The sequence below is a fragment of the Stackebrandtia nassauensis DSM 44728 genome (genome assembly GCF_000024545.1).
Lineage (GTDB): Bacteria > Actinomycetota > Actinomycetes > Mycobacteriales > Micromonosporaceae > Stackebrandtia > Stackebrandtia nassauensis.
This window is the reverse complement of record NC_013947.1, coordinates 2,875,653-2,887,527: the sequence shown is the minus strand read 5'-3', so window position 1 is coordinate 2,887,527 and position 11,875 is coordinate 2,875,653. Positions and strand designations below refer to the sequence as shown.

11 protein-coding genes are annotated in these 11,875 nt (G+C 68.6%); 4 read left to right on the top strand and 7 right to left on the bottom strand.

The window, feature by feature from the left end:
• The first annotated feature begins 95 nt into the window (after positions 1-95).
• Positions 96-554: a GreA/GreB family elongation factor gene (locus SNAS_RS13515; RefSeq protein ID WP_013017990.1), complete on the top strand. Its 459-nt coding sequence runs from the start codon at positions 96-98 to the stop codon at positions 552-554.
• A 4-nt stretch (positions 555-558) separates the two neighbouring features.
• Here SNAS_RS13515 and SNAS_RS13510 read toward each other — a convergent pair whose 3' ends face one another.
• Positions 559-1,194 (bottom strand): DUF1345 domain-containing protein, encoded by a 636-nt coding sequence (locus tag SNAS_RS13510; protein WP_013017989.1) that lies wholly within the window; start codon positions 1,192-1,194, stop codon positions 559-561.
• 46 nt (positions 1,195-1,240) lie between these two features.
• Positions 1,241-1,939: a GbsR/MarR family transcriptional regulator gene (locus SNAS_RS13505; RefSeq protein ID WP_013017988.1), complete on the bottom strand. Its 699-nt coding sequence runs from the start codon at positions 1,937-1,939 to the stop codon at positions 1,241-1,243.
• A 171-nt stretch (positions 1,940-2,110) separates the two neighbouring features.
• On the opposite strand from SNAS_RS13505, the gene SNAS_RS13500 reads away from it, so the two are divergent.
• The 3 genes from SNAS_RS13500 to SNAS_RS13490 are packed head-to-tail and all read left to right on the top strand — an operon-like array spanning position 2,111 to position 4,669.
• Positions 2,111-3,313, top strand: a complete 1,203-nt coding sequence (locus SNAS_RS13500; RefSeq protein ID WP_013017987.1) for a cytochrome P450 — start codon at positions 2,111-2,113, stop codon at positions 3,311-3,313.
• Positions 3,314-3,317: 4 nt separating this feature from the next.
• On the top strand, positions 3,318-3,512 hold the full coding sequence (locus SNAS_RS13495) for a ferredoxin (protein WP_013017986.1): 195 nt from the start codon (positions 3,318-3,320) through the stop codon (positions 3,510-3,512).
• Entirely contained in the window at positions 3,512-4,669 is a 1,158-nt protein-coding gene (locus SNAS_RS13490; RefSeq protein WP_013017985.1) for an NAD(P)/FAD-dependent oxidoreductase, read from the top strand. Before SNAS_RS13495 ends, SNAS_RS13490 begins: the two co-directional genes overlap by 1 nt.
• Positions 4,670-4,727: 58 nt before the next feature.
• Here the strand turns inward: SNAS_RS13490 and SNAS_RS13485 are convergent, their stop codons facing one another.
• Genes SNAS_RS13485 through SNAS_RS13465 form a run of 5 tightly spaced genes read right to left on the bottom strand, consistent with a single transcriptional unit; the run spans position 4,728 to position 11,859 of the window.
• On the bottom strand, positions 4,728-6,854 hold the full coding sequence (locus SNAS_RS13485) for an MGH1-like glycoside hydrolase domain-containing protein (protein WP_013017984.1): 2,127 nt from the start codon (positions 6,852-6,854) through the stop codon (positions 4,728-4,730).
• Complete coding sequence (locus SNAS_RS13480) at positions 6,851-8,824, bottom strand: beta-galactosidase (protein ID WP_013017983.1); 1,974 nt, start codon at positions 8,822-8,824, stop codon at positions 6,851-6,853. Before SNAS_RS13480 ends, SNAS_RS13485 begins: the two co-directional genes overlap by 4 nt.
• Before the next feature lie 4 nt (positions 8,825-8,828).
• On the bottom strand, positions 8,829-9,635 hold the full coding sequence (locus tag SNAS_RS13475; protein ID WP_013017982.1) for a carbohydrate ABC transporter permease: 807 nt from the start codon (positions 9,633-9,635) through the stop codon (positions 8,829-8,831).
• The gene (locus tag SNAS_RS13470) at positions 9,632-10,558 is read right to left on the bottom strand and encodes a carbohydrate ABC transporter permease (protein WP_013017981.1); all 927 of its coding nucleotides are present in this window, start codon (positions 10,556-10,558) and stop codon (positions 9,632-9,634) included. Before SNAS_RS13470 ends, SNAS_RS13475 begins: the two co-directional genes overlap by 4 nt.
• A complete protein-coding gene (locus SNAS_RS13465; protein WP_013017980.1) occupies positions 10,555-11,859 on the bottom strand; it encodes a sugar ABC transporter substrate-binding protein in 1,305 nt (434 codons plus the stop codon). The genes SNAS_RS13470 and SNAS_RS13465 overlap by 4 nt, the downstream gene beginning before the upstream one ends.
• Between the last annotated feature and the right edge of the window lie 16 nt (positions 11,860-11,875).

The following is an 11,875-nucleotide window of genomic DNA, read 5'->3' as shown; positions in this document are numbered from 1 at the left end:
CTGAAGTCACCGCCGGAGTCACGGCCGACTGCTACGCTGCGAAAAGGCCGGGCGTCGAAGACGCGACGGCACCACCGCTTCACAGGGAGCACACCATGGCCGGGAAATCCGCGCCGATCGGCGCCAACGCGCGACACACTCTCGAACAGGACCTGGCGGAGGTGCGCGCCGAACGCGACCGGGTCGCGGCGACACTGACCGACACCGACACGACCGGCGACAGCGCCGACCAGGCGCAGGAGTTGCAGCGGGTCACCGACCTCCAGCTCCTGGACGCGAGGGTCGAGAAGCTCACGGCGCGGCTGGACGCGTCGGCCACCGCAACCCAGGGCCGCACCGACCTCGTCGACGTCGGCAGCACCGTCACGATCCGGTTCTCGGACGACACCACCGAGACCCTCCACATCGGTGAGATCGCCGACGTCGATGACCAGCTGCTCGTCACGGCGGGCAGTCCGCTGGGGCGGGCCCTGCTGGGACATCGCGCCGGGGACACGGTCAGCTACAACACCCCCTCCGGGCACGCGACCGCCGTCGTGGAATCGCTGGGCTGAACCGTCAGCCGGTGAACATCCCCGCGACCAGGTTGATCGTGGTGGCCAGCACGACGGTGCCGAACACATAGGACAGCAGCGCGTGGCGCAGTGTCATCGCGCGGATCGCGGAGCTCGACACGTCGGTGTCGGACACCTGGTAGGTCATGCCGAGGTTGTAGCTGAAGTACAGGAAGTCGCGGTAGGCAGGGGCGTCGTCCATATTGAAGTCGATGCCGCCCGCCGGGGCGGTGTAGTACAGGTTCGCGTAGCGGGTGGCGTACATCAGGTGCAGCGCGGCCCAGGCCAGGAACACCCCGCCCAGCGACATCGCGGGGGCGGCGCGACCACCGCCGCCGTCGCCGAACACCAGCAGCAGGACGATGCCGACCAGACCGCACAGCGAGGCCACGACGAGCACGATCTCCTCGGCGACCGGCCGCAGGTCCTCGCGCCCGGCGTTGCGGCGGGTGGCGTCGGCGTCCATCGGCCACAGCACGGTCCAGCCGGTCACGACGAAGACCGCGCCGGCCGCCGCGATTCCCGACAGGACACCGAACGGCGCGGCGGCCCACACCCCGACGACCCCACCGGCGACGGCTCCGGCGATCAGCGCGGCGGCGAGCCGGTGAACCGCCGACAGCGGCCTCCCCCTGGTCATGCGCCGAACAGTAACGGCAGCCGCCGCGTCGGCGCGCGGGTTTCGGTCATCGGGCCGTGGTGATGCGGCGCCAGAGTTCGGCGGCCTCCTCCATGTCGTGGCGCAGGAAGTCGTAGAACTGGCTGGCCAGGGTCAACCGGGCACCGGCGGGTGTCGTGGCGCCGAGGATTTCGGCGCCCTGCCGGGCGGTGTCGGCCCAGATGCCGATGGAACGCATGCTGGACTTCCACGACTCGTACCAGACGTCGTCGTTGATAAGGTAGCGCTCGCGCCGGTTGTCGCGTTCCCGGGTGATCATGTGGAGCTGCTCCAGATAGCCGACGGCCTTGGACACCGAGGCGGGGCTGACCCGCAGCCTGGTGACGAGTTCGGCGGCGGTGAGGCTGCCGGTGTCACTGGTAAACAGCCGGGCCAGCACCCGGGAGGGCATCGGTTGCAGTCCGGTGTGGATCATCATCTCGGCGAAGCGTTCCTCGAAGTCGAGCACCGCCCGGGAGTCGCGTCCGGCGGCATCGGCCGGGGCCGTGGGGGCCGGTCGCGGCCCCCGGCGCCGGGCGCGTTGCCGGGCGGCCTGGTGGGCCCGGTTGGGGCGGTAGTCGCGGGCGCCGCCGTTGCGGGCGACCTCGCGGCTGACGGTGGATGTGGGGCGGTCCAGGTGCCGGGCGATCTCGGCGTAGCCGAGCCCCTCGGCGAGGCCGTGGGCGATGCGCCGACGTTCCTCGTGGGTCAGATGGCCCGAAGCCATGCGTCCTCCGTTGCGTTTTGTTTCAGGGCTATCGTAACGATTCAAGCAATCTAGCTGCTATTACTCTTGATCAGAATTCCAGTTCATTGACGAAATCGTAAACGCAATCGTAGCCTTTTCCGGGTCGAGGTCAACACGGAGAGCCGCTCTCCCACCTGGAAGGACAACGTCATGACCGCACCGAGTCCCGTTTCCGCGCTGCCGACCGCACGGGCGGCGGGCCGCCCCTTCGACCCACCCGAAGGGCTCACCGAACTGCGCGAGCGGGCACCGCTGAGCCGGATGACCTACCCCGACGGACACGAGGGCTGGGTGGTGACCAGCCACGCCCTGGTCCGGCAGGTCCTATCGGACCCGCGGTTCAGCATCCGTCCCGAGCTGCGGCACCTGCCGATCTCCGGCGTCCCGGGCGGCGACAATCCGCAACCGGCACAGCCGGGTTTCTTCGGCTCGATGGACCCGCCCGACCACACCGGCTACCGCAAGCTCCTCACCGGACAGTTCACGGTGCGGCGGATGCGCACCCTCACCGAGCACGTCCGCGAGGTCACCACCACGCACCTGGACGCCATGGAACGACAGGGCCCACCGGCGGACCTGGTGACGGCGCTGGCGCAACCGCTTCCGGCGCAGGTCATGTGTGAGCTGCTGGGCGTCCCCTACGCCGAGCGGGAACGCTTCCAGCAACAGGCACTGAGCCTGTTCCGACTGAACGTGCCGCCGGAGGAGCTCGCCGCCACCTACGCCGTGGTGCACGGCTACGTCGCCGAACTGGTGCAGGCCAAACGCGAACACCCCACCGACGACCTGCTCAGTGGACTGACCGAAAGCGACCTCACCGACGTCGAACTGGTCAACATCGGCTTCTCGCTGCTGGGAGCCGGACTCGACACCACCGCCAACATGATCGCCCTGGGCACTTTCGCACTGCTGAGCCACCCCATCCAGCTCGCCGCCCTGAAGGCCGATCCGGGAATCACCGGGCACGCCGTCGAGGAACTGCTGCGCTACCTCAGCATCATCCCGTTCACGGTGCGGACCGCCCTCGAGGACACCGAAATGGACGGACAGCTGATCCGCGCGGGTGAGTCGGTGACGGTCTCGGTGCCGACGGCCAACCGCGACCCGGAACACTTCGCCGACCCCGACACCCTCGACCTGTTGCGTCCCACCGCCGGCCACGTCGCCTTCGGGCACGGCATCCACCAGTGCCTGGGCCAGCAGCTGGCGCGGGTGGAGATGGAGGTGGCGTTCCCGGCACTGTTCCAGCGGTTCCCGACACTGCGGCTGGCGGTGGAACCCGAGGAGGTGGCGCTGCGCACCGACATGCTCATCTACGGCGTGCACGGACTCCCGGTCACCTGGGAGGCCTGAACCCATGCACGTCAAGGCAGACACCGACAAGTGCGTCGGTGCCGGACAATGTGTACTCGTCGCCGCCGCCGTCTTCGACCAGCGCGAGACGGACGGTATCGTCGAACTGCTCCAACCGGAGCCCCCGGGCGAAACACACGACGCGGTGCGCGAAGCAGCGCTGCTGTGCCCGACTCACGCCATTCAGGTGGAGGAATGATGGGACGACGCATCGTCGTCGTGGGCGCCTCGGCGGCGGGACTCACCGCCGCCGACACCCTGCGCCGCGAAGGACACGATGGACCGATCATCGTGGTGGGTGACGAGACCTGTCCCCCATACGATCGGCCACCACTGTCCAAACAGATCCTCGCTGGAACCTGGCAGCCGGAGAAGATCACGTTGCGCGACGAGGCGGCACTGCGGCGGTCCGAGATCACCCTGCGACTGGGTACGACCGCGACCGGGCTCGACACCGGCGCGCGGACCGTCAAGCTGCGCGACGGTGAGACGCTCGGATACGACGGCCTGATCATCGCCACCGGGGTCGCGCCCCGACGGCTGCCCATCGGCGTCGGGATGGCGGGCGTGCACGTCATGCGCACCCTGGACGACGCGCTGCGGTTGCGCGACGCGATCACCGAGTCCACCCGGCTGGTGGTGATCGGCGCGGGGTTCCTCGGTGCCGAGGTGGCCGCGTCCGCGCGGACGCGGGGCGCCGACGTCACCGTCGTCGATCCGTTGCCCGTGCCGATGTTGCGGCAGTTCGGGGAACGGATCGGGCAGCGCGTCGCCCAGATGCACCGCGCGCACGGGGTCGGGCTGCGGCTCAACACCGCCGTCACCGGGCTGCGCGGCGATGACGCGGTCACCGGTGTCGAACTCGACGACGGTTCGGTGCTGGACGCCGACGTGGTGTTGATCGCGGTCGGGTCGACACCCAACACCGGCTGGCTGGCCGATTCCGGGTTGCATGTGGACGACGGGGTGGTGTGCGATTCCATGTGCCAGGCCTCGCCGGACGTCTACGCGGCCGGGGATGTGGCGCGGTGGTTCAATCCCCGGTTCGGTCTGTCGATGCGGGTCGAGCACCGGATGAACGCGACCGAGCAGGGCATGGCCGCGGCCCGCAACCTGCTGGGACAGGAAAAGGCGTTCGACCCGATCCCCTATTTCTGGACCGACCAGTTCGACGTCAAGATCCAGGCGTACGGCCATTTCCCGACCGACAGCGAGGTGGCGATCGTCCACGGTGACCTCGCCGAGGACAAGTTCGTCGCGCGATACCTCACCGACGGCGTGATCACCGGTGTGCTCGGCTGGAACATGCCCAAGCAGGTGCGGTTGGAACGCGCCTGCGTCGGCGACAAGCCCTAGACAGGCCGAGCGGCGGTGCGGGAAGCGATCGCTTCCCGCACCGCCGCATGGGGCGCCGCTACTCGCCTCTGACCAGCAGCAGTATCGCCGCCGCCGACCAGCTGAAGTTGGGGGCGTTGAGACGTTCGCCCGTCAGCGGGTTGTAGTTCTCGTGGATCGGCTGGTCGGAGACCATGCCGTCGGCGTTGGTGATCAGCTCGTCGGTGAGCTGCCGGGCCTGCGCGTGGAAGCCGTAGCGGTGCAGACCGCCGATCGCGAAGTACGCCTGGTCGAGCCAGACCGGGCCGCGCCAGTACTCCGTGGGACTGAAGTCCGGGTTGTCGCGGGAGGCGGTGGGCAGCGGGACCTTGGTGCGGAACATGTCCGGGTCCATGAGCGCGTCGCGCACCGACGCCGCCTGGGTCTTCGAGGCCACACCGGTCCACAGGGGGATGGCGCCCTCGATGCCCTTGCCCCTGTGGACCGGTGTCTTGGTGTCGATGTCGGCGTCGTAGAAAAAGCCGTCGGTATACATGTGCTCGCGAACGTAGCCGCGGATGCGTTTGGCGTCGCGGTTGAGGGTGTCGGCGTCGCCGGGGCGGTGCAGGGCCTCGGCGATGTCGGCCAGGATCCGCTTCTCCTGGTACAGGTAGGCATTGAGGTCGACCGACTCCTGGTTGATCGAGTAGCCGACGAGCTCGCCGTCGTCCTCGTTGCGCAGCACCGACACTCCCTTGTCGACGTCGAAGCGGGGCGCGTTGTCCATGCCGCTCTCCCAGGCCGCCGCCTCGATGACCGCCTCGTCGGTGTCGTTGCCGGGGTCGACGGTCGCGCCGTACTCGGCGATCCCGTTGCCGTCGTGGTCGCGGGCGGCGTACCACCACTCGTGGTAGGCCACGAGCTTGGGATACATGCGGCGCAGGAAGTCCCGGTCGCGGTCGTGCTGGTACACCTGCCACACCGCCCAGGCGGCCAGCGGCGGTTTGGTGTTGCGTTCGTTCCAGTTGCCGCCGCCGTCGGCGATGTTGTTGTAGAACACGCAGTCGGGGATCATGCCGTCGGCGCGCTGATGGTCGAACATGGACTCCACGACGGAGCGGGCCAGCTTCGGGTCGAAGCGGGCGACACCGACGGCGTGTTTCCAGCTGTCCCAGGACCACAGGCCGCCGGTGAACCAGATGTAGGAGATCGACGGGGTGATGCCGTCGGACTTCAGGCGACCGGCCGGGCTGCGCCAGTTCGTGACCAGGGTCTGCACCGACTTGACCGCCAGCGGCCGACGATCGGCGGTCACCTCGTCGAGGGCCCGGGAGATGTAGTCGCGCCAACGGTTGTCGGCGCGTTCGGCGTAGCGGCCGGGGTGGTCGAGGACCTTGGCGACCGTCGCGGACTCCGTGTCGCGTTCGGCACTGGTGAAGGTGTAGGTCTCGGTCCAGGTCAGCGACCGCCGGGAACCGGGACGCAGCCGCACCGTCTCGTCCAGTGTGGTGACGTAGGCGTCGCCGTCCACCGTGGTGTTCACCGGGTCAGCGTGCCGCACCTCGAACCGGGTTTCCGTGCTGGAGAAGTAGTCCCAGATCTCGCGGACCTCCGCGAAACCGACCGCGACGCCGGTGTCGGTGCGGTGCAGGCTCGGGGCGCTCTTGATGGGTTCCTCGTCGTGCCGCAGCAGGGTTCCGGTCCACGACACGGTCAGGTCGCGGGTCTTGCCGCCCCGGTTGGTGAGCATGGCGCGGACGAACGCGGTCCGGTTCGAGGCGTACCGCAGTTCCAGGCTGATCCGCACGCCGTCCACATCGAAGGACTGCACCAGCCTGCCGGGGTAGGCATCCACTGTGGGCTTGGCGTCGTCGCCGAGGTTCAGCGCCTCGCCGGTGGCGGCGTCGGTGACGCGCAGTCTCGTGAACGCCCGCGACAGCCACCACGGGTACTCCTGCGCGATGTACAGCGGGCCGGTGAAGCCGCCGAGTTCGTCGGTGTCGGACGCCGTTGGCAGGGCGTAGGCGTGCCAGGCGCCCCGGTCGGCGAACACGCTGATCGGGTTGTTGTCGTCCGGGGGTTTGGCGGCTGTGGGGACACCGTGCAGGTCGAGCACGTTGGCGAAGTCGTCGGGGCCGGGGCGGGACGGCCGGGCGGTGGCGGGGACCGCCAGCGCCGGGCCGATCAGGGCCGCCGCGGCCAGGGCGGGCAGGTGGCGTCGTTTCATGAGTCCTCCGGGGACAGGCAGACGACCTCGAGGGGGCCGAGGTCGACATGGTCGGAATACTTCTTGCCGGACAGCAGGTCCACGCGGTCGCCGACCGAGGTCACGGTGGCGGTCGCGTCGGTGTGGTTGAGGGCGAACAGGTACGGCCCCCGGCGGCACAGTTCGACGCCGGGGGTGGCTTGGCCGACCGGGGTCACCGACGCCGCCGTCAGCGCGCGGCGCAGGATGCCGGACAGGGTCGCCGGGTCGGGCAGAGTGGACAGGTACCAGGTGTTTCCGTGCCGAGTAACGGCCGGACGTCCGGCCAGTTCCCCGTCCGCGTAACGGATCTCGACGTCCGCGCCGGAGGGGACGATCCAGTCGCGCCATACGGTTCCGTAGGCTCCGGGCTGGTCGAGTGCGACGCGTTCACCGGCCGGGAGCGGCCAGAACTCGTCGACGGTCAGGCCCAGCAGGTCCCGCAGCGCGCCGGGGTGTCCACCGGGGACGATGTGGTCGTCGCGATCGACGATGCCGCTGAAGAACCCGACCACCAGGGTTCCGCCGCCGTCGGTGAAGGCGCGCAGCTTCGACGCGGTGGCCGCGTCGGTCAGGTACAGGTTCGGGGCCAGCACGGCGCGGTAGGCCGACAGGTCGGCGGTCACCGGTACGAAGTCGACGGTGATGTTGGCTTCCCACAGTGGTTCGTACCAGGCCCGGATCTGTTCCTTGAGCAGCACCAGCGCCGAGGGGTGCTGGTCGATCTCCAGTGCCCACCACGAGTCCCAGTCCAGCAGCATCGCCACCTGCGCGGTGGTGCGGTGGCCCGCGACCGGGGCCAGGGATCGCAGTTCGGCTCCCATGCGGACGGTGCGTTCCCAGCCGCGCGCGGTGGTGCCGCCGTGCGGCAGCATCGCCGAGTGGAACTTCTCGGCCCCGGCTTGGGATGCGCGCCATTGGAAGTGCATGACGCCGTCTGCGCCGCGCGCCACCGTCTGTATGCTCCACAGTCGATACTGTTGCGGGGTCTTGGGGACGTTGACCTCGCGCCAGCTCACCGCCGAGGGTGCCTGTTCCAGCAGCAGCCACGGCTGGCCGCCGCGCAGTGAGCGCATCAGGTCGTAGTTGAGCGCCGCGCCGATGTGGGCCTTGGGGTCGGCGGGGTCGGGGTAGGCGTCGTCGGAGACCAGGTCCTCGTGCCGTGCCCATTCCCAGTAGTCCAGGGCCTTGAGCATGCTCATGAAGTTCGTGGTGACGGGCACGCCCGGTGACAGCCGGTCCAGCACCTCCTTCTCGGAGCGGTAGCAGGCCAGCATGGCGTCGGAGCAGAACCGGCGCCAGTCCAGCTGCTGGGTCGGGTTGATGGGGCCCGGCGCCGCGCGGGGTGGTTCCACCTGGTCGAAGGAGGTGTAGCGCTGGCTCCAGAAGTCGGTGCCCCAGGCGTGGTTGAAGGCGTCGAGGTCGCGGTAGCGGTCGCGTAGCCAGCGCCGGAAGTCGGCCGCCGACACCTCGCAGAAGCACTCCTGCAGTTCGTCGCCGTACTCGTTGGACACGTGCCACAGGGCGAGCGCGGGGTGGTCGGCGAACCGCTGCGCCATCTTCGTGGTCAGCGCGGTGGCGGCGGCCCGGAACTCCGGTGAGGACGGACAGTAGTGCTGCCGGGAACCGAATTCGAGCCGGGTGCCGTCGGCGGTGACCGGCAGCGACCGTGGATGGTCGCGCACGAACCACGGCGGCGGTGACGCGGTGCCGGTGGCCAGGTCGACCGCGACGCCGTGTTCCCACAGCAGGTCGATGATCTCGGCCAGCCAGTCCAGGTCGTATTCGCCGGGTGCCGGTTCCAGGCGGGCCCAGCTGAAGACGCCGAGCGTCACCAGGTTCACCCCGGCCTCGGCCATCAGCCGGGCGTCCTCGCGCCACACGTGCGGCGGCCACTGTTCGGGGTTGTAGTCGCCGCCGTACAGCAGGCCGGGTACGCGGGTCAGTGACATCGGATCACCCTTTCACCGAGCCGCCGAGCAGCCCGGAGATGAACTGTTTCTGGAAGATCAGGAACACGAGCATGATCGGCAGGGTAGCCGCGAAAGACCCCAGCAACAGGCCGGAATAGTCCACTTTCGTCTGGCCGATCATCGTCGACAGTGCCACCGGGATGGTGTACTTGTCCTCGGAGTTGAGCATCAGCAGCGGCCACAGGAAGTTGCTCCACTGTGTGATGAACGTGAAGATGACGACGGCCGCCAGTTGGGGCCGGGCGGCGGGCAGCACGATCCGGTAGAAGATCCGCAACTCGCCGCTGCCGTCGATGCGTCCGGCCTCGATCAGTTCGGTCGGGAAGTCCAGGAACGCCTGCCGCATCAAGAAGATGCCAAACGCGTTGGCCAGGAACGGCACGATGACGGCCTGGTAGCTGTCCATCCAGCCGAAGGTCGCCATCATCTCGAACAGCGGCACCAGCAGCACCTGGAACGGGATCATCATGGTCGCCAGGATCACCGCGAGGATGAGGCCGCGGCCCCGGAACCGGTACTTGGCCAGGCCGTAGCCGCACATCGCCGACAGCGCCGCACTGAGCACCGTGTACACCACCGCGATCGCGATCGAGTTGAACGCGACCTGGCTGAAACCGACGGTCTCCTCCAGCCGGTGCAGGTTCTCCCCGAACCGGTCCCCCGGCAGCAGCGGCGGCGGGGACGCGAACAGGTCCTCGGTGCGGTGGGTGGCGGCGATGATCATGAAGTAGAACGGGAACAGGCTGATCACCGCTCCGGCGATCAACGGCAGGTGTGTCAGTCGCTTCATGACCGCCTGCCCAGGAACTTGAACTGCGCGAACGACAGGAGGCCGATGATCGCGACCACCAGCCAGGCGATCGCCGAGGCGTAGCCGAAGTCGAGCTGCTGGAAGCCGACCTGGTACAGGTACAGCACCGGGGTGAGGGTGGCGTTGTCCGGGCCGCCCTCGGTGAGGATGTACGGCTCGTCGAACAGTTGCAGCGTCCCGATCGTGGAGGTGATGAGGCAGAACAGGATCACCGGCCGCAGCTGCGGGACGATGACCCGCAGGTAGGTCGAGACCGGTCCGGCCCCGTCCACCGCCGCGGCCTCGTACTGCTGTTTGGGGATCGCCTGTAGTCCGGCCAGCAGGATCACCATGTTGTATCCGGTCCAGCGCCACGTGACCGACGCGATCAGCGCCACCTTGGCCCAGAACGGATCGTTGAGCCAGTCCACGGGCGACAGTCCTACCAGGCCGATCAGCTGGTTGAACACGCCGTTGTCGGCGCGCAGCAGCACCCGGAACACGATCGTGTAAGCCACCAGGGTGGTCACGGCGGGCAGGAAGTAGCCGATCCGGTAGGTCGACCGCAGCCGCAGCCACGACTGGTTGAGCACCTGCGCCAATACCAGGGCCAGCGACAGCATGAGCGGCACCTGGATGACGAGGATCAGGCCGATGTTGAGCAGCGCGCCGCCCACCAGCGGGTCGGAGAACAGCCGCTCGTAGTTGGCCAGGCCCGCCCAGCTCGCGCCGGTCCCGTCCTCGCGCTGAAAGCTCTCGACGAGACTGGCGACGAGCGGGTAGGCGAAGAACACCGCGAACAGCGCCACGGCCGGGCCGGTGAAGTACCACGGCGCGATCCTTGGGCGGCTTCGGTTTCGGCCTCGGGCCGCCGTCGTGTCGACGGCGGCCCGGCGCCGCTCGGCCAGCAGGGTCACGGTCACGCCCGCTTTCGCCCGGTGGTGCCCGCGAGCTGGTCGGCGGCGGCGTCCAGTTCCTCGTCCGGGTCCTCGCCGTTGAGGACGACGCCCGGCACCACGGTCTTCATGACGTCGTCGGCCTTGGAGCGGTCCTCGGTGTAGGCGATGGCCGGGATCTCGGCGGTCTGCTCGGCGAACATCTCGTAGATCGGCTGGCCGCCGAAGTAGTCCTGGTCGGCGCTGAAGAACTCGTCCTTCAGGGCGGGCAGGTAGGCGGGGAACAGTCCGTCCTTCTTCATCATCGACACCTGGTTGTCGGTGTTGGTGAGGACGAACTTGGTGAACGCCCACGCGGCGTCGGGGTTCTTGGCCTGGGCCGGGATCGCCAGTCCGGAACCGCCGTTGGCGGCGGTGCGGGCGCCGCCGGACTCGACGGCCGGTAGCGGCATCGCGCCGAACTTGCCCTTGAGTTCGGGCATCTCGCCGGTGAGGGTCCCGGCCCACCACACGCCGGTGGCCTCGGTGGCCACTTTGCCGGACTTGTTGGCCCGGACCAGGGCGTCCCAGCCCTTCTCGTTGTGGATCAGTCCGGCGTCGTTGAGCCGTTTGACGATGTCGAGCGCCTTCTTGGCCTCCGGCGAGTCGAGGGTGATGTCGCCGTCCTGGCTGAAGTAACCGGCGCCCTGCTGCTGCATCAGCAGCGGCACCAGGGAGGAGCTGCCGGACACGTCGGAGACCAGGAGTTTGGCGCCGGTGGCCTTCTTGACCTTCTTACCGGCCTCGATGAGGTCGTCCCAGGTCTCGACGGACTCCGGGTCGACTCCGGCCTCGTCGAAGTAGTCGGTGCGGTAGAACAGGCCCGCGGTCCCGGCGTCCCAGGGCAGCCCGAACAGTTTGCCGTCCTGGCTGGACGAGGCCGCCCACTTGGACGGGTCCATGTCGTCCTCGTACTTCTTGGCCGCGTCGGTCATCTCGGCGAAGCCCTTGGGGAACTGTCCTATGTAGCTTTGCATCTGCTGGGTCTCGACGGTGACCACGTCGGGCAGTCCGTTGCCGGACTTCAGGCCCACCGAGGTCTTGTCGGCGGCGTTGTCGTAGCCGATGTCGACGACCTTGACCTTGACGTCGGTCTGCTTCTCGAAGTCCTCGGCAAGCCGGTTGAGGGCGGTGGCGGCCACATCCCAGGACCAGACGGTGATCTCACCGTTGAGTTTGTCGGCGTCGACGTTCTTGACGGGCGCGGCGGGGCTGGTGCCGCCGCCGCACCCGGCCAGGACCACCGCTGCCGCCAGGCCGACGGCCGTGGCACGGATTCGGAGGGACATGTGATCTCCAATGCAA